This is a genomic window from Alteromonas sp. BMJM2, from assembly GCF_027257845.1.
GTDB lineage: Bacteria > Pseudomonadota > Gammaproteobacteria > Enterobacterales > Alteromonadaceae > Alteromonas.
Map to the genome: position 1 here is coordinate 16,447 of NZ_JAPVOT010000026.1, position 25,846 is coordinate 42,292.

A 25,846-nucleotide genomic window follows, 5' to 3' on the forward strand; every position below is an offset into this window, starting at 1 on the left:
ATCAATCCTTGTCTTTAGACTTATTAACTTTACCTGAGCGTTTATCTACATCTACCAAAACAACCCGGCCAGACTTTTTCAGCACTTTTACACGGTATTTAGTTGAGGTTTGCTCTATTTTCAATACGCGACCATTTTCAGCATTACTCGCTCGAGAGGCTGCTTGGCTCTTTGAAAGTTCACCGCTTGTGCTTTGCTGAGCATTGGCACTGCTAATACTTAATAGTGCAAAAACGACACTAAACATTGCTCCTTTAAGCGATAACCACATAAAACCTCACTATGAAAAGATGTGCTCAGGCTCACTAATTTATTCAATTATAAAAGACATTGATGAACCTATCCTGAATCTCTAATGAGTTTACCTTGTGATGGCAGGACTGTACACAAGTTGCCTATTAAGCACTGACCTAGTTAGTAATCAAATGAAACAAGAAAGAGAATGAAAAGAGGACAGACACTTAGTTTCGTTAAATTGTGAGATTGTGGCGACAGTAGCTAATGCGGACAGTCACTCAAAGTAATGTTCTATATTGAGAATTTATTGAGAATAGACAGTCACTTAACACGAAACTTTGAGTGTCTGTCCATGTCTGCTCCCCATTTATATTTCGCCATATTTACGTACTCCAAAGACCTTGGCATCCAAATATTGACCAGTCCTGAAAAATTTACTCGTGGATTTGACTAACCTGTAGAAGTTAGCCTATGTGTGTCTGTCCATTGAGTGTAAATACAATTCATTTCGAGAGCTTGAAAGCTAAAGGTACATCGATAAAACGAGTGTCTGTCCACATTCAATCTGCTTAACACGAAACTTTGAGTGTCTGTCCATGTCTGCTCCCCATTTATATTTCGCCATATTTACGTTCTCCAAAGACCTTGGCATCCAAATATTGACCAGTCCTGAAAAATTTACTCGTGGATTTGACTATCCTGTAGAAGTTAGCCTATGTGTGTCTGTCCATTGAGTGTAAATACAAATCATTTCGAGAGCTTGAAAGCTAAAGGTACATCGATAAAACGAGTGTCTGTCCACATTCACAATCCAATCTGCAATCTCCAATCTGAGTGTCTGTCCACATTCAATCTGAGCACTCAAACTGGTCATACACGGCTGCCATACTCCTTTAGCACGGCCTTCGTGACTGATTCGATGCAAATTGTCCTCAGGGCGCAAGCTGCGATTTTCTGAGATGAAATGTTAATTGATAGAAGGATTAAGGGATGTATCTAAACAGGTGAATTCTGCGTGGTGGCATGGCACATGCTTTGTATTACTTTATTAATTCAGTAAATACATAAAGCGTAACGGCCAACTAGCATCATTACCTAAATGAGTTAGCGCCATTACACACATCCTTTAGGAGGGAATATGTCTAGTGATATTACAACGAAAATGTGGAAGGCAATGTCAGAAAGCCCCAAGGTAATGGTAAGCCTTGTGAATGAGGACATGCATGCAGAGCCAATGTATGCCCAGCTAGATAGTGAGGCCAACGGCATGTTTTGGTTTTACACCACTAAGGAAAATAGAATAGCGAAGGGCGGAAAGGCAATGATCCACTTTGCATCTAAAGGCCATGATGTGTTTGCCTGTATTCGCGGCACATTAGTGACTGAAGATCGCCCAGAAATTATTGATAAATATTGGTCTAACCCTGTTGAAGCGTGGTACGAAAAAGGCAAAGAAGATCCACACCTTCTGATGCTTAGGTTCGAGCTCAATGACGCTGAGATTTGGGATGCAGATCCATCTTTGAAGGGCGTATTTAAAATGCTTACAGGGAAAAACGTACATCCCGAAGAAATGGGCAACCACGACACAGTAAATTTGTGATTTGTTTGGGCTTAAAAAGCCCAAAGCGCATTTACCTAAAGCGCACCTACCAAAAACTAGAAACAAAAAAGCTTGGTGAAAAGAAAGACATGTTTTTCAACATTCACTCTTAAGCACCAAGCTTTTTTCACTAAAAACGCTACAAGCTTATAAGTATTGCATCACTGCATTCATACAAACACAGTGAAATGAAAAACATCCAGCTCTACGGCAATACTTTCTTATAGGGTTTTACAACAACACTTTCGTAAACGCCAGCCTCAATGTAAGGGTCAATATCTGCCCAAGCCTGCGCGTCTTCCAGCGAGTCAAACTCTGCCACAACTAATGACCCTGTAAATCCGGCGGGGCCTGGATCAGGGCTGTCGATAGCAGGTAAGGGGCCAGCCATCACTAACCGTCCTTCATCCTTTAACGCGTTCAATCGTTCCAAATGCGCTGGCCTTGCCGCAAGTCGCTTATCTAAACTGTTCGCGACATCAGTTGCACATATCATATATAGCATCTTATTTAGCCTTTTGCTGTTGCAGCTTTCATCGCCGATACAAAGCTACCTAGCTCACTTAGCATCTTTTCATTATCATCTAAGTTTGCAGCAATAATATTCACTGTGGCTGAGCCAGATATGGCACCTGCAGCGCCAGCATCAATAGCGGTTTTCACCTGCTCAGGCGTTGAAATACCAAAACCTAGTAAAGCGGGAGCAGCGTTATGCTTATTTAGGCGCTCAATTAGCTCAGAAGCCGGCACATTAGCAGCCGTTTCGGCGCCGGTTACCCCTGCGCGACCTAGCAAGTAAGTATAACCTTTTGAGTACTCTCCAATTTTCTCCATAGTCTCATCAGTTGCATTAGGCGGTGCGATAAGAATTTGAGAAACACCTGATTTCTCGGCAGCTTCTTGAAATGGTTTCGCTTCGCGAATGGGGACATCAGCAACCAAAATAGAGTCGACGCCTGCGTCGCGGGCATTCTCGTAAAAGTTGCTAATACCTTTTGCCATCAAAAGATTGCTGTAAAGTAATAGGCCAATTGGCACGTCAGGGTATTTTGCCCTTACACGTGAAATTAATGCCATGCAATCTGCTACTTTGGTTTTGTGGCTAAGCGCTCGAATACTCGCCGCCTGTATAGTTGGGCCATCAGCGATAGGGTCTGAGTATGGGATACCCAGCTCTAGTGCATCGGCGCCACTTTCTACCAGCTGGCAAATAATCGCTTCAGATTGGGCTAAATCCGGATCTGCAACCATAACAAACGGAACAAAAGCACCTTGGTTTTTTTCGCCAAGACGAGCGAACATGTCTGCGTATCTATCCATTATATATCGTCTCCTAACACTCTGATTACATGCTCTAAATCTTTATCACCACGACCTGAAAGGTTAACCACAATAATAGTTTCTTCTTCTGCCTCATCTGCCATGTTTAACGCGTGAGCTAATGCGTGAGATGATTCTAATGCTGGGATGATGCCTTCTTTTCGTGCTAGCAATTTAAAAGCATTGAGCGCCTCTTCATCAGTAGCTGCGACGTACTCTGCTCGACCAATGTCGTGTAAATAAGCATGCTGAGGGCCAACAGCGGGATAATCTAAGCCAGCAGACACTGAATAGCTTTCCTCAATCTGCCCTTCGTTATCTTGCATGATGAAGGTGTAAGCACCGTGCAAAATGCCTTTTGTACCTGTTACGATTGTGGCGCCGTGATCTTTGGTGTGAACGCCTTTCCCAGCAGGTTCAACACCTACTAAGCGAACTGAAGGTTCGTCAATGAAATCAGCAAACATGCCGATAGCGTTAGAGCCACCGCCTACACAGGCTACAACCGCGTCAGGGAGTCGACCTTCCTTTTCCATCATTTGTGCACGAGTTTCTTCGCCTATCATGCGGTGGTATTCGCGAACAATTGTTGGGAATGGGTGCGGACCTGCGGCAGTACCTAATAAGTAATGCGCAGTATCATAGTTTGCTGACCAGTCACGCATAGCTTCGTTTACGGCATCTTTCAGCGTACCAGAGCCCGCGTTCACAGGAATAACTTCAGCACCCATTAGTTTCATTCTAAATACGTTAGGTGATTGGCGCTCAACATCTTTAGCACCCATGTAGATACGTGCCTTAAGGCCAAGTAGAGCACACGCTAGGGCTGTCGCTACACCGTGCTGTCCCGCACCTGTCTCAGCGATAACTTCTTTCTTTCCCATGCGTTTTGTCAGTAACGCCTGACCCAGCACCTGATTAGTTTTATGTGCACCACCGTGAAGTAAATCTTCACGTTTTAGGTAAAGTTTTACCTTAGGGTTACTTACTAGGTTGCGAGTCAGCGTCATCGCGGTTGGTCGACCCGCATAGTCTTTAAGCAACGATAAAAACTCTTTATTAAAGCTTGGATCTTCTTTTGCGTCTAAAAACTCTTTTTCCAGCTGATCAAGCGCTGGTATCAGCAATTCGGGCACGTACATGCCACCAAATTCGCCAAATTTTGTATCTAGTTGGTTCATACGTTGTCCTATTTCTTAAATATTAGTAGCGGCGGCAAACCGTAAATAGTTCGGCCAGCTTGTCTGCTGACTTATCGCCTGGTGCGTTTTCTACTCCAGAATTCACGTCGAGCACGCCGCAGCCGGTGGCTATAGCATCTTCAACGTTGTCAGGGCTAATCCCGCCTGCAAGTATAATTTTTTGCTTTTGTTGAATATCGTCAAGCAACGACCAGTCAAACGACTCACCCGTACCGCCTTTTGCTTTGCCCACTTGGCAGTCTAAAAGTACGCGATGAACGGAGTCGTTATTTAAGTGACTGTCCACACTCTTTGGAATGCTATCGGTCACACCTACTGCTACCCAAATTTCACATGTCTTAGGTAACTTGCTCGCGAGTTCGGCGATGTAGGCGCTATCTTCATTGCCATGCAGCTGAACAGCAAACAGATTCAGTGAAGTGGCAAGATCTACAACGTCATTAATAGGGTGATTGACGACGACGCCAACGTAAGCGCCTGGCACAGACTGTGTTATTGCTAATGCTGTATCCTTACTTATATATCGCGGCGATTTTTCAGCAAAGATTAGACCGCCAAAGCTGGCCCCTTTCTCAAAGGCCATGGCGGCGTGTTCTTTACTAGTTAGGCCACACACTTTCACTGCACCGTTTATCAAGGTTTTTACGGCGCGAGGGAGGTCAGCTTGTGCCATAAGTGCACTACCTACAAGGAAACCATGAGAGATAGGGGCTAATCGCAGAACATCTTCATGGGTGTAAATGCCAGATTCAGAGATAACTACAAAATCGTGCGTCGCACTTTCAAGCATAGGAACCAACAGCTCGGTAGTGGCCAAGTCGGTTGATAAATCTCGTAAGTCGCGATTGTTTATACCAATAATGCCCGCTTCAAGAGCGATAGCTCGCTTCATCTCTTCTTCGTTGCTTACTTCGGTAAGAATATCTAACCCTAGTGAATCAGCAACATCAGCAAGCTCTCTGTAACTGGTATCGTCAAGTACACTTAGCATTAACAGCACGGCATCGGCATTGTAGTGACGAGCAAGATACACTTGGTAAGTGTCAACAAAAAAGTCTTTATTAAGCACCGGTTGCGCAACGCGCTCAGTGACGTAAGACAGGTACTCAAATGTACCTTGAAAATACTTTTCATCGGTCAGTACCGAGATGCCGGCAGCATAAGGCGTATAAGCTTCAAGAATTTCGTCTAAATCGAAGTTCTCTCGAATAAGCCCTTTAGACGGCGACGCTTTCTTGCATTCGAAAATAAAGCCAGCGTTTGGCTCGCTAAGCGCAGCAAAAAGACTTTTTTGCGACGGTGTTAGCTGTGCTTTGAACGACTCAAGTGGCAGCGCCATTTTTCGTGCTTCCACTTCCTCTCTTTTATCGGCAACTATTTTCTCAAGCACATTAGCCATTCGTGCCTACCTCCTGAGTAATTTTTGCTACGTGTGATAACACCTGCATGGGCGCACCTTTTTTCATTGCTTCCATCGCCATTTCGGCGCCGTCCCTAAAGTTATCCACCTTTCCGGTTACTTTAAGCAATGCGCCGCAATTCATGGCAATCGCAGCACGGTGAGCTTCTTTGCCTTCACCGTTTAATGCCGCTTGAATATATTCTCTGTTTTCTTCAGGCTCTCCACCTTCAATGGCAGAAAGCGGGTAACTTGAAAGACCAAAGTCTTTTGCTGTCACGGTTAGTTCTCTAATATCGCCATGTTCAAGGTCGTAAATAATCGATTCACCATGAAGAGCCAACTCATCTAACCCGTCGCCGTGAACTATCATCGCGCGATGCTGGCCGAGCAGCATAAGGGTTTTTGCATACGGTTCAAGTAACTCAGGAGAGTATACTCCGAAAACGCCGTGAGTTGGACCCGCCGGATTCGCTAAAGGGCCTAAAATATTAAACAGAGTTCGTGTCTTAAGAGCAGCGCGCACGGGGGCTGCGTACCTCATGCCTGCGTGATAGACGGGGGCAAAAAGAAATGTGAAATTTGCTTCATCTAAACATTTGCGAGACAGCTCTGGGCTTATCTCTAAGTTCAACCCAAACTGGCGAAAAAGATCCGCTGAGCCTGATTTACTCGACACGCTTTTGTTACCGTGTTTTGCCACCTTTACGCCACATGCAGCAGCTACAACGCCCGCCGCACTCGATATATTTATAGTGTTGTGACCGTCTCCGCCAGTGCCAACGATATCGGCAAACTCGTAGTCAGGGGAAGGGAAGGGCAATGCGTTTGCTACCATCGCACTGGCGGCGCCTGCAATTTCTCCAGGCGACTCCTTTTTCATTTTTAGCGAAGTGAGTATGGCCGCAATCATGGCATCGCTTTGTTCACCATGCATTATGCTGTTGAACAGGCCAAATGACTCAGTTTGAGACAGCGATTCTCGCAACATTATTTGCTCAAGTAGCTTGGCAGCATTAAGCATGAGCATCTCCTTGTGACGTTAGGTAATCGATACTCTGTTTCAGCAGTAAACTTCCTTGCGCTGTGAGTATCGACTCTGGGTGAAATTGAAAACCAAGCATGTGATCAGTATCGTTATACACTGCCATAATCGCTTCGCTACCATCATCATTTACACATGACGCACATGCTGTAAGGCTATCTGGTAAAGAATGTGCTACCAGAGAATGATATCTCGCCACGTGCAGCGGTTGCTGTAAACCTGTAAACATGCCTTTTTCAGAATGCGTGATAGCAGAGGATTTCCCATGCATCACCTGCGAAGCACGACCTACAACACCGCCGTAGTATTCTACAATGGCCTGATGTCCTAAGCAGATACCGATAACCGGAAACTTGCCTGCTATTTTTTCTAATAAGGCAGGCATACAGCCTGCATCGCTTGGCGCACCTGGCCCTGGAGAAAGCATCAGTAACACCGGGCTTTTCTGCGCTTGCTCTTGCATTCGCTCAAACAATAGGTCGGCAGACACGGTATTACGGTAAACTTTGATATCTAGATTCAAAGTTCTGAGCTCGTCTACCAAGTTGTAGGTAAAAGAGTCTACGTTATCTAGCAAAAATAAGGTGGTTTGTTGCTTGTTCATACCCGAATCTGTGCCTGCATTTGCGTCTACGTTTATTTCAGTGCTCATCGTGCTTCCTCACTGCTCTGACACTCGATGCTTGGAGATTTAAATTCTTCTTCAAATGCAGCACGCACTGCACCAATCACCGCCTGAGCTTTTGTTCTGGTTTCATCAGCCTCAGCTTGAGGGATCGAATCGTGAACAACGCCAGCGCCAGCTTGAATATACGCCGTATTGTTTTTTACGAAAGCCGAGCGGATTACAATACACGTATCCATATCGCCTTGACCGTTTAAATAACCCACCGCGCCGCCGTAGCTACCGCGACGCTTTTTCTCAACCTGGCGAATAAGTGTGGCCGCGCTGACTTTTGGCGCGCCAACTAGGGTACCCATATTCATACAGGCTTGGTAAGCATTCAGCGCGTCTAAGTCATCGCGAAGTTGGCCAACCACTCGTGACACTAGATGCATCACGTGAGAATAACGATCTACCTTCAGTAAGTCTTTTACGAATCGAGTGCCAGGGCGGCTAACTTTCGCTACGTCATTGCGGGCCAAGTCCACTAGCATGATATGTTCAGACTTTTCTTTGGTATCTTCCCGTAAGTTTAATTCAATGCGGCTGTCCAGGTCGTGGTCGATGCTACCATCTGCACGTTTTCCACGAGGACGTGTACCTGCAATGGGATAAATTTCAATTTGGTTGGTGTCGCTGTCGTATTTAAGCGCAGACTCGGGTGAGGCGCCAAAAATAGCAAATTCAGCGTCCTGCATGAAAAACATGTAGGGGCTTGGGTTTTGCTCTTTTAACTTGGCATAAGCCAGCAAGGGAGATGGACAAGGTAAAGAGAATGTACGCGATGGCACAACCTGAAAAATGTCACCAGCCAGAATATGCTGCTTTAAATCGAGAACGTGATTGCAGAACACCTCGTCGCTCATATCTGTGTTGACGTGTGTCTGTCCACTGTTTACACCTTTTGCAAGCTCGGGCAATAAGTCACTTGCTGTGTTGCTCGTTAATTCAGGTGCTGCGGGCATGGCGCTAAGCTGTTGGTGTAATGCCTCTAACCGTTGAGCAACAGCGAAGTATTGCTGAGCCACATCTTCACCACTAAATACACTGCCAACCAAATGAGTTTCTCGAGTTTGATGATCAACGGTAATTAAGGTTTCGGCTAAATAAAACACAAAGTCAGGGCAGTCGTTTTCACCGTCGACCACATCTGGAAGCGTCTCGAATCCTGCCAGCATATCGTAGGCGAACACACCACCAAGAAATATCGCGTGAGGGTGCTTTCGAATAGGCACAATCTTATTGACCACAATGCGAAGGGCGTCCATCACGCTTGCCGATTTTAACCTGCTGTCTTCGTCGAGTTCGCTTGAGGCTATATCGCATTCAAGGGTGATACACGTGTCATCACTATGGAGCACGTTAAGTCCCTCGGGACGCTCTGTTTGAAATAGCGGAAGCACTGATTTGCCGTTGCCCGTTAGCGCAGTGACAACAACAGTATGGCCACGGCATTCTAGCCTTAACGCAGCGTCAACCATTAGCAAGCTCTGCAGGTCATCTTTTGAGTCTATTTCCGCAGACTCGAGCAGTAAGGCATTACTTTTTTTGCCGCAAATATGGGCAAATGCGGCAAGGGGATCGTCTATGTAATGTCCCGCTTGTTCTATGGTTTCTACCTTGCCTGGAGATGTCCCCAGTTCTGCTAAACTCATTTTTGCTACTCTCCAACTGCAAAAAGATAAAAAAAAGGCCCGTACTAACGGGCCTTTTGTGTATTCATTCACGCACTACCGTGCACACCGCCCGTTAAACTAGGGAGTGCCACCACCAAGCTGCAATTTTCATTGCTGTAGAATTTGTTGATAAACGCATGAATAACTCGCTATTTGGTTCAAACTTCAATAGGCATTGAAGCTATAAAAACGTATACTTTGTCCCTATAGAAGAAAACAAAACGCCTTTTGTGTCAACCTTAAATTTGCATAAGACATTGAAAATAGATCTACATAGCCATACAAAATTTTCAGACGGCCATCTTACGCCCACTGAACTGGTGCTGCGCGCTCATACTATGCAGGTGGATGTGCTCGCAATCACAGACCACGATACCGTCGCCGGGCTCGATGAAGCGCATGCCACGCAAGCGCAGCAAAAACGCCCACTTACGCTCATTGACGGTGTTGAAATTTCTACTCTGTGGCATGGTTTCGATATTCATGTGGTAGGGCTTAATGTAAATCGAGAGTGCCCTATCTTTCTTGCTCGCTTGCAAGCGCAAGCCGATGCGCGAGAAGAACGCGCTGCGTTGATTGCAGAAAAGCTTGAAAGATGCGGATTCGAGGGCGTGTTAACACGGGCCAAAGCGCTTGCTGGAGTAGGGCAAGTAACCCGTGCTCACTTCGCCAGAGTGCTAGTGAATAATTACGGTGTGCCTACCATGAATGCGGCATTTAAAAAGTACTTAGGCAAGGGCAAGCGGGCGGCAGTAAAAGCGCAATGGCCAAGTATTGATACTGCCATAACCTGGATTCAAGAATCAGGCGGGCAAGCGGTATTGGCGCATCCTGCTCATTACGATATGACCGCGAAATGGCTTCGCCGGCTTGTTGCTTTTTTTGAGCAATCAGGTGGAGACGCCATGGAAACCGCATTTCCTGGCATCAACAAAACTAAGCAAGAGCTAATTAACGAGTTGGCAGAAAGTCACGGTTTATTTGCTTCTGCAGGCTCTGATTTCCATTTTCCGTCTCGTTGGACCGAACTTGGAAAGAATTTAGGCATAAACAGCAAGTTGACACCTGTCTGGCATAATTGGCAGCATATCTAGGGCGTTATGGTAGCATTTTACTCTTTGTCGCCGATTTTTTATTTGGGCCCTTTGACTTAGCCCACTAGGCCTACAGGACTGTATCGCGATTAAAATGCTGCCATTTAGCCCAAAACTCGTACAACAAAGATTAACACGCCCTAACAACTTACTTAACTGATGGGATGAAGAGACACCATGAGCCAATTTTTTTATGTTCACCCAGATAATCCTCAAAAACGACTTATCACTCAAGCCTGTGAGTTGATTCGCGATGGAGCCGTGGTGGTTTATCCTACAGATTCTGGTTACGCTATCGGCTGTCAAATCGAGGACAAAAAAGCTTTAGAGCAATTGTGCCGCATTCGTCAGATAAACAAAGATCACAACTTCACGTTAATGTGTCGCGACATGTCTGAGCTGTCGATTTACGCAAAAGTAGACAACACGGCTTTTCGCCAAATCAAAAACAACACGCCAGGGCGCTATACCTTTGTGTTAAAAGCTACGCGAGAAGTGCCGAAGCGCTTACAAAACCCAAAGCGTAAAACAATTGGTATTCGCGTGCCGGACAACGCCATTGCGCTAGCACTGCTAGAAGAGCTGGGCGAACCATTGATGTCTACATCGCTTATTTTGCCAGGTAAAACAGAAGCTGAATCTGATCCAGACGTTATTCGCGAGAATCTTGAGAAGCAAGTTGGGTTAATTATCCACGGTGGTTATATTGGCGAGCATCTTACTACGGTAGTGGATTTGTCAGATGATACGCCGGTTATATTACGTGAAGGTACCGGTGACATTACGCCGTTTCAGTAACGATAGTCTTTGCAGCGAAAACTTACGTTGAACAATGACCTAAACACTGAAGAGACAGGCGCTGAGCTTGCCACCACCGACATGCCCAGCAATGTGTCTAAAGGTGGCGAGCTTATAAACGCAGAACTTACTAACGGCGAAAAGCAGTCGCAGGTGCCTGTTCAGCAGCCATTACCTCTGGCGTTTATCAACGGTGAGGCGTTGATTGAAAAGCCAGAGGACTTGTTTATTCCTCCCGATGCTCTCGAGGTGATACTTGAAACCTTTGAGGGGCCGTTAGATTTACTGCTTTATCTCATCAGAAAACAAAAGTTTGATATCACCGTATTGCCCATTGCTGATGTCACTAAGCAGTATATGGAATATGTGGATGCCATGATGGCGCTAAAGCTTGAGCTAGCCGCAGAATATCTTTTGATGGCGGCGATTTTAGCTGAGATAAAATCTCGCCTGTTACTGCCTAAACGAAGTGACGAAAGCGATGATGAGGAAGACCCTCGCGCCGAGCTTATAAGGCGCCTGAAAGAGTACGAACTGGTAAAGCAAGCCGCGGAAGACTTAGATGAGCAGCCGCGCTTAGAGCGTGATGTGTTCAACGTTACTGTTTCAACAAGCTCTAACGTAGTGCCTATCAGGGTTGAGCCTGATGTGTCTCTTGCAGAGGTGGTATTGGCATTTAGCCAAGCAATGAAGCGGGCTCAAGCCTTTGAGCATCATACTATTGCAAGAGAGGCGCTGAGCACGCGAGAGCGCATGTCATTGATATTGAGTCTTCTCAATAGCACAGATTACTCGCCTCTTGAGGCGCTTTTCACTGTGGAGGAGGGACGCGCTGGTGTGGTGGTATCATTTTTAGCCATTTTAGAGCTAATGAAAGAACAACTTATTTTTTGCATACAGGCAGGTCCTTTCGCTAAAATTCATGTAAAATTGGGCTCACATGAAGAAAATTAATACCGCACAGCTTAAGCAGCTAGTTGAAGCTGCTATATTTGTAGCAGATAAACCCATTACCAAACAGCAGTTGAAAGAGTCTGTGCTGAGCGATTTTACCGTAGCGGACAGAACCTTAAGCAAGGTCATTAACGAAATAAAGTTAGATTATCAGCCCCGCGGAATTCAGCTAATTGAAGTAGCAAGTGGCTTTCGATTTCAGTCCCTTGACGCGCTCAGCCCCTGGTTAAGCAAACTATGGCAAGAAGGTGCACCAAAGTATTCGCGCGCAATGTTAGAAACATTGGCGCTTGTTGCGTATCGTCAACCCATTACCCGCGGAGAAATTGAGCAAGTAAGGGGAGTGGCGGTAAGCAGCAATATTATAAAAACACTCACAGAACGAGATTGGATTAAAGTTGTAGGGCACAAAGAAGTGCCGGGGCGTCCAGCGCTTTATGCTACAACCAAAGGTTTTCTAGATTATTTTTCTATGTCATCACTGGCCGATTTGCCAAATGCAGATGCTTTTGAAAATATGGCAGAAAGTATTGAATCTGACTCGACGCTTAAGGTGTTAAATGAGGCACCGTCAACATAGACCGTGCGACCGTAAACAAGCAAATAAAGAGTGAAGTTACCCATGACTGAAAAGTTGCAAAAAGTACTAGCTAACCAAGGGCTAGGCTCGCGACGAGAGATGGAACGTTGGATTGACGACGGTAGAGTATCGGTAGATGGAACCGTTGCAACCCTTGGCGATCGCGTTGACAACACCGCGAACATTCGCGTTGATGGCCATTTGTTATCCCGCCAAACCGAACAGCCTGTGTGCCGTGTTCTTATGTACAACAAACCAGAGGGTGAGTTGTGTAGCAGACACGATCCAGAAGGCCGAGATACGGTGTTTGACCGACTTCCAGCAATACGCCTAGGGCGATGGATAACGGTAGGCCGCTTAGATATGAACACCAGTGGTTTATTGCTATTCACCAACGACGGTGAGCTCGCCAACCGACTGATGCACCCTAAGTGCGAAGTTGAACGGGAATACGCAGTACGTGTATTTGGTGAAGTTACTGGCAAAACTATCAGCACCCTTAAAAAAGGGGTTCAGCTAGAAGATGGTGAAGCCAAGTTCCTCACGGTATCTGGCGCTCCTACACCGCAACTATCCGAAGACGAAAGTATGAACCGCTGGTACAACGTTACCCTTAAAGAGGGGCGTAACCGAGAAGTTCGTCGATTATGGGAGTCTCAAGGCGTTCAGGTAAGCCGTCTTATCCGCGTAAAATACGGTCCTATCGAACTGCAAAAACGCTTGCCTCAAGGTGCGTGGGTGGAATTGGAACTATCAGATGTTAACGCGCTGAGAAAGCATGTTCAATTAACTGACGAAACCCAGACCATGGTGAATGTGAACCAACAGGGCAAGCTGGATCACGTTAGGTTAAGCCGCATGCGTCGCTCGGTGAAAAAGCACAAAGTGCGCAAGCAGCAAGGGCTTAAAAATAGAGTGGGCCGCGCTACTAAGCGAAAGTAAAGTCGAGTACTTTACATAGCGCGAGTTAGACTCAAGAAACGCAAAAAATAGTAAAAGTGAAAAAGGGCAGCACGCCCTTTTTCTTTATCTGCTACTTCTCACCAAATCTATCTAGTAACGTTATACGAGCTTAGCCGAACCAATCTTAACCGATTGCTCACGTATGTTGGGCAAGGGTTAATTCAAAACTAAAGCACGTCCCTCGCCCCAATTGACTTTCTACCTGTAAATCCGAATTCAGCAGCGCCATCAGCTTTTTACAAATAGCTAATCCTAACCCCACGTGGCTAAGGCTACCTTTCTCTGTATTGCTAGCTTGATATCTAGCATCGAAGATAAACGCAATTTCCTTGTCGCTTATACCTACGCCAGTATCAATAATATCTACCCGCAATTTTTCATCAAAAATAGTGACTTTTAGGTCAATACTTCCATTGGGGTGCGTGTGACGTATCGCGTTGGCAATTAGGTTAGTAAGCACCCGTTCAAGCTTTCCAATGTCTGCAAATACGTGATACTCGAAATGATTGGGAATAACGCGAATTGTAATGCCTTTCTGTTTAGCATCCAGCTCAAACTTTGCCGCTACATCGTGCAATAATTCTCCTAAAGGAAAGGACTCTTGGTTAAGCATTACTTGACCGCCTTCTAGGTAGGCCAACTCAAATATCTGGTCGATGAGGTGCTTTAGGTTTTTGGCATTCTTTAACGATACATCAATAAAGTACTGTCTATCCTCATTCGACAGGCTATCAGCATTAATTGCCAACGTTTCGATGTATCCCTGCAAACTGGCTAGCGGTGTTCGCAAGTCATGAGATAAGTCGGCCAGCAGCACGCGTCGTTGGCTATCAATTTTATTTAATTGCGTAAACTGATCATCAATGTGCAATAGCATATCGTGAAAACCACATCCTAGGCGGTCTATCTCGTTGGTGCTGTTTTTGTCCCACTTGGCTAAAACGGGCATTAACTTTTCTCGGTCAAATTCAGCTTTGCATACCTTATCCATGTCATCACTTAAGCGCCTAAGGGGGTGAGTGAAATATTTAAAAAGGATCAAAAGCACGGTTAATAGCAAAGCCATACCCACAAACATAAACAACGCTACTTCTCGCATGCTTTGGCTGTTTTTCAAATTAGCAAGAATGGAGTCGTAACGCTCACCGCCAATAATCACATACAAGTAGCCTTGAAGCGTGTCTTGCTTGTATACAGGGGCGGCTGAAAATATCTTATGCTGGCCTAGGTTTCTTGGGTCATCTCCAAGAATAGGTAACTCAATGTCGGTATTAACTAATTGAAGAATGGGGGTTAAATCGATTTTCTTTGCCTTTACCTTACCCGGCTCTGCTGAGTAGGTAAGAATGTCACCTTGCGGACTGAGATAATAAAATTCGAAATTGGGCCCTAGCACCATCAGCGTGTGAAATAGATTCTCTAACGCTTTGTAGTCGTAAACCCCTTCTTCGAGCAGCGGATTGTCGCCAACTAAATGCTCAGCCAAACCAATATGGAGTCTTTGCTCAGCTTCTTCTTGGGTTCGCTGTTGCAGTAAGTTAGTGACGTAAAAGCAGGCAACAATAACGACCATAAATACGCCCACTACATACACTGCAACGCGAGGATAAAAACTGAGTTTCATTGGTTTGTTCCTTATGAGCCCACACCTTGTGGATTGAATTTATAGCCAACGCCCCACACGGTCTGTACTATTTGCGGCGCAGTGGCGTCGTTTTCCAATTTAAATCGCAGCCGGTTGATGTGAGAGTTAACCGTATGTTCATACCCGCTATGATGATATCCCCATACCGATTCAAGTAACTGGCTTCTGCTAAAAACTTGCCCAGGATGACTGGCTAAGTGATGAAGTAATTCAAATTCGGTTACGGTAAGTACTAATTCTTTTCCCTGCAAAAAGACTTCATGACTCTGCTGGTCAATGGTAAGGCTTCCGATGGTTAATGAAGTGGTAGGTTTTTGCTGGCTGTTTTGAGTATTCTGGTTATTTAACAGGGCATGAAATTTCCGCAGTTGTGAGCGCACCCTGGCCTGTAGTTCTCGCACACTGAAGGGTTTGGTCATGTAATCGTCGGCGCCTAGCTCTAACCCTAGCACTCTGTCGGTTTCCGACGTCTTTGAGGTAAGCATAATAATAATTTGCATCGGAAGTGCTTCCCGCACCTGTCGGCAAATATCTAAGCCGTTCATTGATGGCAGCATAACGTCTAATATCACAATGGCGTATTCACCAGTCAATGCACTTTTAAGTGCTGCTTTGCCATCAGATTTGTGCTCAATGTTCACCCCCAATTCTTGCAAATTGACTCTCATAAGATTTGCTATATCCAGATCGTCTTCAACGATTAATATTGTGTCAGTCATCCGAGGCGTTCCGCGCGGTAAAAAATAAGTAGAACGATGAAAAGGCGTTAATCTTTCATCTGATTAACGCTTTTATTTTGTGAGTCGGTTTATGTCAGGGCATTTGGTAGCATTTCTACCGAATGCTGGGGCCATTTGCCCTTAGGAATACATTCACATTACTCAGTTCGGGTAATGTGAATGCGGATAACTGGATTGTCGAACTTGTGCTGTGAAGACAGCGCAGACTGCGACAGTCCGTCATCACCGCTCACTACCCCCGGATGCATCGAAATATAGCCAGTGTCATCGCGCTGGGCATTAAACCCTTCTCCGTTTGCAGCGGGTCCAGGCATTGTTGCCGCACTTTCTGAATTCGATTCTGTACCAGAGTCATAAGCAGGCCGAGAAGTAATGTAGGTTTCGCCAACCTCAAGGCTGGATAAGTTCCAGTTGCTAATTCCCGTAAAGGCATCGTTGGTATTGACCAACATGGTTGCAATAGTGAGATTGGCATCTGTAATATCATTCACTGTCACACTTATTGTTTGCGAATCGCCAGGCGGTATAGGACCAGTGCCTCCTGCACTTGCTACACCTTGGTTAAGAAAGTCTGTAGCGTCACCACCTTCGGCTATGCGCTCTAACTCAACAGAGGCTACGTCACCAATCTGCCATAGCGTATCGTCACCATGCAATACAACAGCGGGTGGAGACAAGGGCTGTGCATTGGTCAAATTGGTTACAGTAACTTCATAGGTTACGGGCACTGGCGGTGGAATTTCTGCCGGAACTTCCACCTCAACAATCACTTCCCTAGTGTCATCATCACCACAAGCGGCAAGTAAAAAAGGGATTAGCAATACAATAGCTTTTCGAACATGTTTTGTCTTTTCTTGAAATAAGTTGGTCATATCCTGCTCCTTATCGCACCGTTACGGTGACTTTCGCTACAGGGTTTAACCAGCGATGAACGGCATTGTTTACGTCGCTTGCGCCTTCAGTTAACGAATCATCGCCAATGTTTCCTCTATGAATATGAACAGTTTGGTTAATGTCTGCTCCGGCAACACCGGTTCCGCCAGTGCCCAATATGTCTTCTAACGGCGGTGGAACAGGCATTCCTGCTTCTCCTAATGCGCCACTACCGCGCAATTCGTCGTTGGCCTCTGTGCCTGCATCATATGCATTGAGATAAACCGTATAAGTGCCTGCTTCTGTTGGAATTTGCCAGTTGTCTAAACCAATAAAACCGTCGTTAGATGGAAGCACCATAGCAACAACAGACAATACGACGTTGCTATCAGCTGTCATAATATCTGCTGATGCTGTCATGGTTGGGGCTAACAATCCGCCCGCTGGATTGGCGATAACATCGGCTCCAATGGCGTCGCCGATGGTTGCTATACCGTCTAAACTGCCGCCTTCTGCCATCATTTGTAACTCGGTACTTGCCGTTTCACCCACCTCAAAAAGGCTGGCGTCTGCAGAGTGTGCTACTGCTGCAATGGGGGTGAAATACAAGCCGTGAGTTAAGTTTTGAATTTCGACAGTTAAATCGGCGGCAACACCGTGTTGGGCTGTAAAAGCTAATAACGCTGCGGTAGTAAGTTTGCTTAATCGTTTCATGGGTATTTCCTCAGTTATCAAAAAGTGCTTATGAACAAGCTCTTATGAACAAGTTCTTGCAAGTAGGCGCTCATCTCTTAGCAATACTGAGGGTTAAATGTCACAAAAGTATCCCGAAAATCAGACAAATCTATTCTCTTGATATAACAACTATTGCAGTGGTTTTAACTGCACACATTTCCATCATCCAATCAATATCAACAAAAAATAGCGATCCACTGCTGCGAACACCCGTAGGAAATAGCGTACAAGTTGTTTCAAAATGACAAGGAGGAAAAATGAAAGACATGCCACAGTTGGGAATGGGAACATTTCGTTTAGAAGCCGAGCAGGCTAGGCAAGCAGTTAGCGACGCTCTCGAAGTAGGGTTTCGCCATATCGATACTGCACAGTTTTACGGTAATGAATCTGAAGTGGGCGACGCTATTCAAACCAGCGGGTTAAAACGCGCCGACTTTTTCGTTACTACCAAAGTTTGGTATGAATCATTAGGTGAAGATCAATTCATGGCAAGTGTCCATGAGAGCCTAGAAAAGCTAAAGCTTGAATACGTAGATTTACTTCTTATACATTGGCCGTATCCAGGCAATGATATAACCCTTGAGAGTTACTTAAATCGTTTAAAACAAGCGAAAGAACTCGGGTTGGCTCGACATATTGGCGTATCTAACTTTACGATAGATCAGCTCGACCAAGCAGAGAAAATCTTAGGTAAAGGTGAAATCTACACCAACCAAATAGAAGTGCATCCTTTTATGCAAAACCGCGCAGTAGCACAAGCGTGCAGAGAAAAGGACATTAAGGTAACCGCCTACATGCCATTTGCGGTGGGCAAGGTGATGCACGATGATACGCTTACAGCGATTGCTAAGAAATATGATGCTTCTGCCGCTCAGGTAGTCTTATCGTGGATGGAGAAGCGCCATATATACGCAATACCTTCATCAACCAGCAAAACACATCTGGCAGAAAACCTAGCCTATGGTGGCGTGCAGCTATCTGATGAAGAGTTAGAGGCAATTGATGAACTGGATAATGGCGAGAGGATTGTCGACCCTGACTTTGCTCCCAAATGGGATTAAAAAAGTAAAGTACTGAATAGGTAGACTAACAAAGCGTTAGTTACAAAAAGACAACGCAAAATGAAGAGTAGCGATTGGACAGAGCCCGCAACAGATTCTGCCTCTTGCTACTCTTTTCTCTGCTCACTATTACCTTTAGCTAATTGCTCTCGCCTTCGCTTTTTAAAGAGAGTGAGAAAATTCAGTAAGTAAAATAATTAAGCTTACTAATTCCTCCAAACTTCTAATTCTTCCAAGCCTTTAGTGGTTCCAAAGCAATCGACTAAATTTTGATGGCTTACCCTCATCGGTTAAAAGACAGTTTTACTCCTGCCAGTAAGCGAGTAACGCCTCCGACAGTGTCCACTCTCACAAACCAGTCGGTATTGTGCTGTCTAGACAACACACTGCTAAATTCAACAGAACCACCATGGCCAGTGCCTAAAAAGTCTTCGGTAAGCTCTACACGTTCGCCAAAACCATCATCTACATAGGCATAATAGGCAAAATATTCAATGGGGTGGGGCAAACCCACACGCGAACCGGATAGCTCGCCACTTGTTCCAGCAACAAATTTATTTGCTGATGCATCAATTCGCTGAACGTTTTCAAAAAACAGAGTGTTTTCATTCGAATAGTTGAAGCGATATTCAGCTCGCAAAAAATCGCCACTAAGCACTCGCTCTATACTGGCTTCATAGCTATGCCGCTGACCCATTCGTGCTGAGTATTCAACTTCAAAGTAGTTGTCATCGCTGTTTCCTTTGCCTATGTCTAACGCATGGTTCGCTTGTTCATTGGCAAGTTGCCCTACAACAACTTCTATAGCGCTATTATTGCGAAGAGAACGAACGTGTCGAAAGCCGGTTATCCACCCATCTTTCGATAGCCCTGTAGAAGAAACTCGGCCTTTGTACGTAGGTATTATTCCAAATTCTGTCTTTCCGTACTCACTTTCATGACGGGCATAAAGTCGCCTAGCGTAGAGGTAATCGGTGTTGCTACTGCCAATGGTATTGTGGCTTGAAGAAAATCCGTCACCTGTTACAACAAAGCTATGCAGCGACCACGCTTTTGATAGCGAAACGGAAGGGTAATAGCGAAAGCGATACTGCTCTCGACTAGGTCTATTCGAGCGATTGTCGTAACGCAACTGAATGTCTAGCTTTTGTGAAAACTTCACTGAATCAGCACTTGTGGTGGTATCGGCTACTGCACTTGCCGTACTTGTTAAAAGCGCAAGCAATACCATCATAACAGCTAGGCTAAAAAGGGTACTGAGCCTATTGAGTAAAGTCCTATCCACACATATTCCTTGTCATTAATTGTCACCTATAACACGCAGCGTAGAAGGTGAACCGACGCACTGTTGCGCGAATCAACGCGCGCTTTATTGCGATTTCTACTGCAGAAAAAAACGTATTTTACACGTTATTGGGGAAAGAATCGTTGCGCCAAGCTGATTAAGTTATTGTGAATAACCCAACGATGACCTTTCTGCTCAAATAATGAGATAGAAGCTGGGTCTGGTAGGCCATAGTAATTGGCTTGTGTGTCGTTTTGCGGTATTGAAACTAGCGCCACGCTGTCTGCTATACATTTTGTCGCGGCAATCATGGCATCTAAGCCTTCAGGGTAAATGGCAAGCATATTGTCAAAATACGACAAGCTAAAATCGGTTTTGATAGGATGGGTAGATAATATGTCACCCGTATCAATACCCCCATCTTGTATACGATGTAACGTGCACCCTATATGAGATTCGTCCCTCAGCATAGCCCAAAATGTTGCCATAATTCCGCGGTACTGTGGCAATAATCCCGAGTGCAGATTGAGTACTCCGTGTTTGGGCACGTGAAGGGCGGGGGTTTTTAAAATACGCCCAAAGCGCACCGACAATATTAAATCGGGTTGGCAGCGCTCTAATACAGAAAGGCCGTTACCTTCGTTAATCTCTGACACGAGATGGATGTCGACACCACGCTGTTGCATGGCGTCGAATGTGAGAAGTCTCGGTGTTTCATAGCCTTTTTTTTCACAAGCCTCTTTTCCACAAACTTCTTTCCCAGAAGCTTTTTGCCCAGAGATTAGCGCAGGAAAAAGAATTTCAGTGAATAGCGTGTTTTCGTAGAATGACAACGCCTCTAGCGCTTTAGGGCGATGGCTTTTGCCACCTACCTGCGCTGTCATTAGCACACTAAAATGATGTTCGGGTAATGCCGTGATAAGACGATTCGCGGCTAAATTACTGGCAATGTCTAAGTTGCAAAGAATCGTTATGCGCATAATCGTCCTTCCAAAACGGCTGGTATGAAGTTTTTTAAATAAGGCCGATGCCGTTGCTACATTACCAACCTCATACCCAATAACACTAACATAACCACGTTAGCAATAATGCCAATCAAAAAGAAGTAACTTCGTGGGCTAGGGTTCTTTTCGGTGGCAATGGCATAGTAAAGTGCCATATGAATGACTCTAGCAATAACATAAACCCATACGCAAAGTGCGAAAGCAGAACTTTGATAATTTATAACGAAAGCAAATAATACAGTACCGATAAACAGCGCACTATTTTCAAGCGAATTATGGAAGGTGCGATGCGCCCTAAAAACAAAACTGTCGTGTGATAAGTCATCGTCTATTTTACCTGGAACAGCGTTGGGCTGTTTCGCTTTGCTCACCGTTGCTATTCCCCATTGCACAAGTAAAAGCACAAGATACAAGTAGAATGCGAGGTAAACTGAAAATGTGATATCTGTCATGAATAAATCCTTTACTGTGTTTTCCGTGTTTTGCGATTGTCGCAACACTTACAACGTTATTAACACTCTATTTTAAACCACGTTATGTTCTGTAACGCTGCAAAAATATTGTTGAAGAGCATGTTGCAAAAAGCAGGCCTCTATTATCTATTGAATTCTTCCCACCTGTAGCGCAAAACGCCTTAAGACCGCTGTAATATATTCCAAATTACTTATAAAAATTACACGCACATTTGTGGATTATTCGCCTGCATCAAGAATGAACTACACTTTTCACTTTTATCTGTGAGACGTCGATGAGGAAGCTTATTACCTTTTGAGAGCATTCTTTTGAGAGCCTCCTTTGAGTGATCACTCGGCATGGGCTTGGCGTTAATAAGAAACTTTAATTGATTGCGCTATCGGTTGAATGAGTGGCAGCAAGAACATGGCTTAAATCTTGTAGGGGGTGAGTATGTCATTAGTAATGATGAGAGTGAATCAGCAGGATAGTATTGGTAAAGCATACTGAGATGCTGTCTAAAATAAGCGTTTCAGCAATCTTAAGAAACGCAATTGGCGTAAATTAACGGTTCTCTTGAATCTCTATCAAAAGATCGGTTCGTGAAATCTGCCTAGTCAAAGTCGCAGTTCAAACAAGTAGGGTGTGTAATAAGCAATGCAATTAATCTATGTTGACGATAATTTACCCGGCATATCTCGAAAGCCAAAGGGTAAGCAATGGCAGTACTTCGACCCTATTGGTAAATCAATACAAGATACCGTTGTCATAGATAGGTTAAACAGCCTTGCGTTTCCGCCAGCCTATAAAAATGCGTGGTTTTGTCCTGAAGAAAACGGTCATATTTTAGCGACTGGGTTTGATAGTAAAGGGCGCAAGCAGTACCGTTATCATCCGGAATTTAGAGCTCAGCAGGAGGCGAAGAAGTACGAAGCCTGTGGCGTATTTGGAAACAAGTTACCGCTGCTAAGAGCGCAATTGGAATCTGACTTACAAGGTGACGAGCTCAATGTACAGAGAACGCTAGCGGCCGTGGTAAGGCTAATGGATTTGGGCGCGTTAAGAGTGGGCAACGAGCGAAACGTTAAACAAAATAAAAGCTACGGTGCCACTACGCTTCGCACTCGTCACGCAAAACTCACAGGCAAAACTATTCAACTTAACTACCGAGCGAAGTCAGGTAAAGAGCGACAGGTAAATATCACCGACAGGGTACTTAGTCATGTGATCAAAGAGTTACAGGATTTACCTGGTCAGCATCTCTTTCAATATGTAAATGAGGGAGAGCGTACCAATGTCACATCAGGTGAAATTAATCAGTATATTAAGGAGGTCATGGGGGAATCTTTTAGTGCTAAGCATTTTAGAACATGGCGAGCCAGTGTCATTGCCTTTGAAGAACTGGTGAATGCAAAAGGAGAGCTAACCCTAAAAAGTATGCTAGATACCGTGTCCTCTCAATTAGGCAATACACCGGCCATTGCTCGCAAGTCTTATGTACACCCAGAGTTAATCACTTTGTGTAAAGAAGACGGGGCAACTCAAATGGCATGGAGAAAGTCTTTAACATTACCTAGAAAAACAAAATATCTAAGCCGCATTGAGCGAGGCTTTTTGGCATTTTTAGAACGTTAGCCCTACAACTACGATTAAGTTCGTACCACAAAGATACAGCAGTTTTCGCTTCACCAAACACTTTAACTTATAGATTTAGACGCCATATGACTGGCGGCTTGAGACAAAGAGCGGACATTCAGATATGGCTCGTTTCTGCCCCAAAATCACTTAGCTAACAGCTACAAGCACTTATTTCTTAATATTGACCAAGTTATAGCAATGCCGCACTATGTACACAAATGACTGAAACTTTTTAGTTCATCGATGACTTGCAGTGAATATGAGAAATCCTGCATGCATCGTTTAAAATTAAGGACGATTTATGGCTTTCGTAACAGATTTAACAGCAGAGGATAATGCAACAACTGCCGCAGCAACAGCTAACTTGATGGCAACAAGATTAGGTACAACATTGCGAGAACGCTTTGAATCCTTTATCCATAAGCGTGAGTGTTCCATAGGTCAAACCGACTACAATGTGAAAATGGCGAGTCGAGCTATAGCGGCATTTGTTGTCCATCATTTAGGACAAGTCGATGATAATGTTTCTGGCTCTTCTGTATGCGACAGTTCACAGGATGGTGGGATTGATGCAATACATGTAAACCATACGGAGAAGACAGTTGTTGTTGTACAAGCTAAATTTTCTCAATCAGGAAGTTCAACTTGGACAAACGCAGATTTCCTAGTTTTTAAACAGGCGTGTGATCACTTAATAGAAGAAGAATATGACCGCTTCGATCCTATTCTTAGAAACAAACGTGAAGACATAGCGCAAGCTCTTAACTCTATTGACTATAAGTTTCTCTTTGTTATGGCTCATACTGGGAAGCGCGGAGCTGCAAGTACGATTCTATCCGACATGCAGCAATGGCAGCGTGAACTAAACGAAGCAGCATCGTTAGAGACCATTCCACCCAATCATGAACTACCATTTCAGGTTCATTTAGTTTCTTCCGAAGATATTACCCAATGGCGACATGCGCAGACATCAGCGACAGTAGATCTAGAAGATATCGAGCTAGAGCAATACGGTAAAATCGACAATCCATACACCGCATTTTTCGGTGTAGTTAGCGGAGACCAAATCGCTGAATGGTGGCAACAACACGCATCGAAATTGTTTACTAAGAATATTCGTAATTTACTAGGTAATACAGAAGTCAATGAATCCATCAAGCAAACGGCATTAAACGACCCAGAACATTTTTGGTTTTATAACAATGGAATTACTGTCCTTGTTCGGACCGCTGAACCTCATCGACGTAATAAAACAAACCAACGTGACATGGGACGATTTAACTTTCGAGATGTAAGTGTGATAAACGGTGCTCAGACTGTCAGCAGCATTGGATCTTTAGATGGTATCAATGAGGAAAATTTAGCGAATATAAAAGTTCAAGCTCGATTCATACAGATACCAGATGGAGCTTCTGATGACATTGTTAATTCAATCACTAGAGCTAATAACCATCAAAACCGAGTTCTTGGTAGAGACTTTGCGTCTCAACATCCTCAACAAATACGCTTGCGCGATGAACTAATAATCGAAGATTACACATATCAACTGCTTAGAAGCGATATATCTAGTGATTTATTGGGTGATAAAAGTATTGATATTGATGAAGCATTGGATGCACTTGCGTGCTTAAATTGTAAACCATCAACGTTAGCATTATTAAAGAGCCAACGAGGTAAATTCTTCGAAAACCTAGAAGGTTCGGCGTACAAAACAATATTCAACTCATCTGTTAGTGGGATTAAATTAATAAATGCGGTTATACATCATAGGGTTATCGAACGTCGAATTAAAGAATTACTAAGCCAAACTAATCGACAGTCAGACAAGAAAAAGTACGGAATTCTCACTCATGCTAATCGTGTGCTTGCTGGACACATTTTGTCCACCACTCCAAATTTGCAACGTGCTACAAATATTATTCAAGTCGATGAAACACGTTTATCCGATGAATTGACCCGTATCTTAACAGTAACAGAAGCACTTATTGAGTCTGAATACCCAACGGCATATCCTGCTCGATTCTTTAGTAATGTGGACAAAATAAACCTCACATTAGAACGACTACAACCAGTAGTGGTTTAGAAAAACAGTCGCTATTTTGTAGTTAATTGTCGTACTTGGCATATCCGAAAGTTAAGCAGCCTCCGAATCTTCGTAACCTGGAATTGTCCAAAACGAGCTAGAGTGACCGCCAGCTATACGTACGGAGCTGTCCAACAGCGAGCCTGCGAGCGGCTACAGCAGTTTGTTAGCTGCACTATTGCTATTTAAACAGTTCGACGACAGCATTTGAAACGATGTTCAAACTTGTAGTTTTAATACTAGAAGAGAAAATTTCTTTAAAGGAGTTGCTATCTAGGCTGCTAGGCTTTTTATTTACAGCTCGAAGTCCTCGTTCTGAAATTGAAACATTCAGATGATTGCTATCTAATCCATGATCTACAAGGTATCCCTCACGGATTAACCAACTCACAGTATCGTGTACTAAATCATCCATGGCTTCTTCGTCAATTTCCCCAGCATCGTAAAATTTCGAGATTCCACTAACGATGTTAGAAGGTTGAATATGTGCTATAGACGGGAATGAACTGCAGCACTCATGAAATATTTCAAAAGTAGCTAAGTTAAAGTATTCAAAATTTTTCATAAAACTTCCTTGTGCTGCTAACAACGCCCGGTTTTGGGGCGGACTTGTAGCCGCGCAGCGGCGGAAAGACCGTCCCAGCCCCGTAGGGGCGACAACAGCCGATTGATAATCATTGAGCCTCCTCCCTATCAGCATAAACTAAGTTTATCCTAATAGGCGACCAAACCAAGGGAGAAAACTCAATGAACTTTTATACTAATACACATCCGTACTATTGTGGAATCGATCT

Annotated in this window: 25 protein-coding genes; 9 read left to right on the forward strand and 16 right to left on the reverse strand. The window is 44.4% G+C overall.

Features of this window, described 5'->3' with window-relative positions:
• Position 1: 1 nt before the first annotated feature.
• Positions 2–271, reverse strand: coding sequence for a PepSY domain-containing protein (locus tag O9X84_RS17825; RefSeq protein ID WP_269521028.1), 270 nt, complete (start codon positions 269–271; stop codon positions 2–4).
• A 1,104-nt stretch (positions 272–1,375) separates the two neighbouring features.
• On the opposite strand from O9X84_RS17825, the gene O9X84_RS17830 reads away from it, so the two are divergent.
• On the forward strand, positions 1,376–1,840 hold the full coding sequence (locus O9X84_RS17830) for a pyridoxamine 5'-phosphate oxidase family protein (RefSeq protein ID WP_269521029.1): 465 nt from the start codon (positions 1,376–1,378) through the stop codon (positions 1,838–1,840).
• Positions 1,841–2,045: 205 nt separating this feature from the next.
• On the opposite strand, the gene O9X84_RS17835 is transcribed toward O9X84_RS17830, so the two are convergent.
• The 7 genes from O9X84_RS17835 to O9X84_RS17865 are packed head-to-tail and all read right to left on the reverse strand — an operon-like array spanning position 2,046 to position 9,125.
• Positions 2,046–2,345 carry a YciI family protein gene (locus O9X84_RS17835; protein ID WP_269521030.1) on the reverse strand — a complete coding sequence of 100 codons (300 nt, stop codon included), beginning with the start codon at positions 2,343–2,345 and terminating at the stop codon, positions 2,046–2,048.
• Between the two features lie 5 nt (positions 2,346–2,350).
• Positions 2,351–3,160 (reverse strand): tryptophan synthase subunit alpha, encoded by an 810-nt coding sequence (trpA, locus tag O9X84_RS17840; RefSeq protein WP_269521031.1) that lies wholly within the window; start codon positions 3,158–3,160, stop codon positions 2,351–2,353.
• A complete protein-coding gene (gene trpB / locus O9X84_RS17845) occupies positions 3,160–4,341 on the reverse strand; it encodes a tryptophan synthase subunit beta (RefSeq protein ID WP_269521032.1) in 1,182 nt (393 codons plus the stop codon). Before trpB ends, trpA begins: the two co-directional genes overlap by 1 nt.
• A gap of 22 nt (positions 4,342–4,363) precedes the next feature.
• Positions 4,364–5,761: a bifunctional indole-3-glycerol-phosphate synthase TrpC/phosphoribosylanthranilate isomerase TrpF gene (trpCF, locus tag O9X84_RS17850; RefSeq protein WP_269521033.1), complete on the reverse strand. Its 1,398-nt coding sequence runs from the start codon at positions 5,759–5,761 to the stop codon at positions 4,364–4,366.
• Complete coding sequence (gene trpD, locus O9X84_RS17855) at positions 5,754–6,785, reverse strand: anthranilate phosphoribosyltransferase (protein WP_269521034.1); 1,032 nt, start codon at positions 6,783–6,785, stop codon at positions 5,754–5,756. Before trpD ends, trpCF begins: the two co-directional genes overlap by 8 nt.
• Positions 6,778–7,410 (reverse strand): aminodeoxychorismate/anthranilate synthase component II, encoded by a 633-nt coding sequence (locus O9X84_RS17860; protein ID WP_269521052.1) that lies wholly within the window; start codon positions 7,408–7,410, stop codon positions 6,778–6,780. Before O9X84_RS17860 ends, trpD begins: the two co-directional genes overlap by 8 nt.
• Before the next feature lie 44 nt (positions 7,411–7,454).
• Positions 7,455–9,125, reverse strand: coding sequence for an anthranilate synthase component 1 (locus O9X84_RS17865; RefSeq protein WP_269521035.1), 1,671 nt, complete (start codon positions 9,123–9,125; stop codon positions 7,455–7,457).
• Between the two features lie 278 nt (positions 9,126–9,403).
• Here O9X84_RS17865 and O9X84_RS17870 point away from each other — a divergent pair, with 278 nt between their 5' ends.
• The 5 genes from O9X84_RS17870 to rluB all read left to right on the forward strand — a co-directional run bounded on the left by O9X84_RS17870 (position 9,404) and on the right by rluB (position 13,514).
• The gene (locus O9X84_RS17870) at positions 9,404–10,240 is read left to right on the forward strand and encodes a PHP domain-containing protein (RefSeq protein ID WP_269521036.1); all 837 of its coding nucleotides are present in this window, start codon (positions 9,404–9,406) and stop codon (positions 10,238–10,240) included.
• Between the two features lie 177 nt (positions 10,241–10,417).
• Positions 10,418–11,038: an L-threonylcarbamoyladenylate synthase gene (locus O9X84_RS17875; protein WP_269521037.1), complete on the forward strand. Its 621-nt coding sequence runs from the start codon at positions 10,418–10,420 to the stop codon at positions 11,036–11,038.
• Positions 11,039–11,119: 81 nt separating this feature from the next.
• Positions 11,120–11,992, forward strand: a complete 873-nt coding sequence (locus O9X84_RS17880) for a segregation and condensation protein A (protein WP_442864561.1) — start codon at positions 11,120–11,122, stop codon at positions 11,990–11,992.
• Positions 11,979–12,572: an SMC-Scp complex subunit ScpB gene (scpB, locus tag O9X84_RS17885; protein ID WP_269521039.1), complete on the forward strand. Its 594-nt coding sequence runs from the start codon at positions 11,979–11,981 to the stop codon at positions 12,570–12,572. The genes O9X84_RS17880 and scpB overlap by 14 nt, the downstream gene beginning before the upstream one ends.
• A 42-nt stretch (positions 12,573–12,614) precedes the next feature.
• Positions 12,615–13,514, forward strand: coding sequence for a 23S rRNA pseudouridine(2605) synthase RluB (gene rluB, locus O9X84_RS17890; RefSeq protein ID WP_032094630.1), 900 nt, complete (start codon positions 12,615–12,617; stop codon positions 13,512–13,514).
• Positions 13,515–13,671: 157 nt separating this feature from the next.
• On the opposite strand, the gene O9X84_RS17895 is transcribed toward rluB, so the two are convergent.
• The 4 genes from O9X84_RS17895 to O9X84_RS17910 all read right to left on the reverse strand — a co-directional run bounded on the left by O9X84_RS17895 (position 13,672) and on the right by O9X84_RS17910 (position 17,507).
• Entirely contained in the window at positions 13,672–15,159 is a 1,488-nt protein-coding gene (locus tag O9X84_RS17895; RefSeq protein WP_269521040.1) for a sensor histidine kinase, read from the reverse strand.
• 11 nt (positions 15,160–15,170) lie between these two features.
• A complete protein-coding gene (locus tag O9X84_RS17900) occupies positions 15,171–15,899 on the reverse strand; it encodes a response regulator transcription factor (RefSeq protein WP_269521041.1) in 729 nt (242 codons plus the stop codon).
• 158 nt (positions 15,900–16,057) lie between these two features.
• On the reverse strand, positions 16,058–16,792 hold the full coding sequence (locus tag O9X84_RS17905) for a spondin domain-containing protein (RefSeq protein ID WP_269521042.1): 735 nt from the start codon (positions 16,790–16,792) through the stop codon (positions 16,058–16,060).
• 10 nt (positions 16,793–16,802) lie between these two features.
• Complete coding sequence (locus O9X84_RS17910) at positions 16,803–17,507, reverse strand: spondin domain-containing protein (RefSeq protein WP_269521043.1); 705 nt, start codon at positions 17,505–17,507, stop codon at positions 16,803–16,805.
• Positions 17,508–17,785: 278 nt separating this feature from the next.
• On the opposite strand from O9X84_RS17910, the gene dkgB reads away from it, so the two are divergent.
• Positions 17,786–18,589 carry a 2,5-didehydrogluconate reductase DkgB gene (gene dkgB / locus O9X84_RS17915; RefSeq protein ID WP_269521044.1) on the forward strand — a complete coding sequence of 268 codons (804 nt, stop codon included), beginning with the start codon at positions 17,786–17,788 and terminating at the stop codon, positions 18,587–18,589.
• A gap of 283 nt (positions 18,590–18,872) precedes the next feature.
• Here dkgB and O9X84_RS17920 read toward each other — a convergent pair whose 3' ends face one another.
• From O9X84_RS17920 to O9X84_RS17930, 3 genes are all read right to left on the reverse strand, one after another.
• Positions 18,873–19,820 carry a hypothetical protein gene (locus tag O9X84_RS17920; RefSeq protein ID WP_442864562.1) on the reverse strand — a complete coding sequence of 316 codons (948 nt, stop codon included), beginning with the start codon at positions 19,818–19,820 and terminating at the stop codon, positions 18,873–18,875.
• A 179-nt stretch (positions 19,821–19,999) separates the two neighbouring features.
• Entirely contained in the window at positions 20,000–20,854 is an 855-nt protein-coding gene (locus O9X84_RS17925; RefSeq protein ID WP_269521046.1) for a formyl transferase, read from the reverse strand.
• A gap of 56 nt (positions 20,855–20,910) precedes the next feature.
• Complete coding sequence (locus O9X84_RS17930; protein WP_269521047.1) at positions 20,911–21,330, reverse strand: MAPEG family protein; 420 nt, start codon at positions 21,328–21,330, stop codon at positions 20,911–20,913.
• Positions 21,331–21,988: 658 nt separating this feature from the next.
• Here O9X84_RS17930 and O9X84_RS17935 point away from each other — a divergent pair.
• Both O9X84_RS17935 and O9X84_RS17940 read left to right on the forward strand, forming a co-directional pair.
• Positions 21,989–22,966, forward strand: a complete 978-nt coding sequence (locus tag O9X84_RS17935; protein ID WP_269521048.1) for a DNA topoisomerase IB — start codon at positions 21,989–21,991, stop codon at positions 22,964–22,966.
• Positions 22,967–23,270: 304 nt separating this feature from the next.
• On the forward strand, positions 23,271–25,052 hold the full coding sequence (locus tag O9X84_RS17940; RefSeq protein ID WP_269521049.1) for an AIPR family protein: 1,782 nt from the start codon (positions 23,271–23,273) through the stop codon (positions 25,050–25,052).
• Positions 25,053–25,233: 181 nt separating this feature from the next.
• Here O9X84_RS17940 and O9X84_RS17945 read toward each other — a convergent pair whose 3' ends face one another.
• A complete protein-coding gene (locus tag O9X84_RS17945; protein ID WP_269521050.1) occupies positions 25,234–25,617 on the reverse strand; it encodes a hypothetical protein in 384 nt (127 codons plus the stop codon).
• Between the last annotated feature and the right edge of the window lie 229 nt (positions 25,618–25,846).

Coding starts and splice junctions, on each gene's coding strand:
- dkgB (WP_269521044.1), top strand. CDS start 17,786: ATGAAAGACATGCCACAGTTGGGAATGGGAACATTTCGTTTAGAAGCC.
- rluB (WP_032094630.1), top strand. CDS start 12,615: ATGACTGAAAAGTTGCAAAAAGTACTAGCTAACCAAGGGCTAGGCTCG.
- O9X84_RS17875 (WP_269521037.1), top strand. CDS start 10,418: ATGAGCCAATTTTTTTATGTTCACCCAGATAATCCTCAAAAACGACTT.
- O9X84_RS17900 (WP_269521041.1), bottom strand. CDS start 15,899: ATGACTGACACAATATTAATCGTTGAAGACGATCTGGATATAGCAAAT.
- O9X84_RS17925 (WP_269521046.1), bottom strand. CDS start 20,854: ATGCGCATAACGATTCTTTGCAACTTAGACATTGCCAGTAATTTAGCC.
- O9X84_RS17905 (WP_269521042.1), bottom strand. CDS start 16,792: ATGACCAACTTATTTCAAGAAAAGACAAAACATGTTCGAAAAGCTATT.
- O9X84_RS17880 (WP_442864561.1), top strand. CDS start 11,120: ATGCCCAGCAATGTGTCTAAAGGTGGCGAGCTTATAAACGCAGAACTT.
- trpD (WP_269521034.1), bottom strand. CDS start 6,785: ATGCTTAATGCTGCCAAGCTACTTGAGCAAATAATGTTGCGAGAATCG.
- trpB (WP_269521032.1), bottom strand. CDS start 4,341: ATGAACCAACTAGATACAAAATTTGGCGAATTTGGTGGCATGTACGTG.
- O9X84_RS17825 (WP_269521028.1), bottom strand. CDS start 271: ATGTGGTTATCGCTTAAAGGAGCAATGTTTAGTGTCGTTTTTGCACTA.
- O9X84_RS17935 (WP_269521048.1), top strand. CDS start 21,989: ATGCAATTAATCTATGTTGACGATAATTTACCCGGCATATCTCGAAAG.
- O9X84_RS17920 (WP_442864562.1), bottom strand. CDS start 19,820: ATGGTATTGCTTGCGCTTTTAACAAGTACGGCAAGTGCAGTAGCCGAT.
- O9X84_RS17835 (WP_269521030.1), bottom strand. CDS start 2,345: ATGCTATATATGATATGTGCAACTGATGTCGCGAACAGTTTAGATAAG.
- O9X84_RS17860 (WP_269521052.1), bottom strand. CDS start 7,410: ATGAACAAGCAACAAACCACCTTATTTTTGCTAGATAACGTAGACTCT.
- O9X84_RS17895 (WP_269521040.1), bottom strand. CDS start 15,159: ATGAAACTCAGTTTTTATCCTCGCGTTGCAGTGTATGTAGTGGGCGTA.
- O9X84_RS17910 (WP_269521043.1), bottom strand. CDS start 17,507: ATGAAACGATTAAGCAAACTTACTACCGCAGCGTTATTAGCTTTTACA.
- scpB (WP_269521039.1), top strand. CDS start 11,979: ATGAAGAAAATTAATACCGCACAGCTTAAGCAGCTAGTTGAAGCTGCT.
- O9X84_RS17945 (WP_269521050.1), bottom strand. CDS start 25,617: ATGAAAAATTTTGAATACTTTAACTTAGCTACTTTTGAAATATTTCAT.
- O9X84_RS17940 (WP_269521049.1), top strand. CDS start 23,271: ATGGCTTTCGTAACAGATTTAACAGCAGAGGATAATGCAACAACTGCC.
- trpCF (WP_269521033.1), bottom strand. CDS start 5,761: ATGGCTAATGTGCTTGAGAAAATAGTTGCCGATAAAAGAGAGGAAGTG.
- O9X84_RS17830 (WP_269521029.1), top strand. CDS start 1,376: ATGTCTAGTGATATTACAACGAAAATGTGGAAGGCAATGTCAGAAAGC.
- O9X84_RS17930 (WP_269521047.1), bottom strand. CDS start 21,330: ATGACAGATATCACATTTTCAGTTTACCTCGCATTCTACTTGTATCTT.
- O9X84_RS17865 (WP_269521035.1), bottom strand. CDS start 9,125: ATGAGTTTAGCAGAACTGGGGACATCTCCAGGCAAGGTAGAAACCATA.
- trpA (WP_269521031.1), bottom strand. CDS start 3,160: ATGGATAGATACGCAGACATGTTCGCTCGTCTTGGCGAAAAAAACCAA.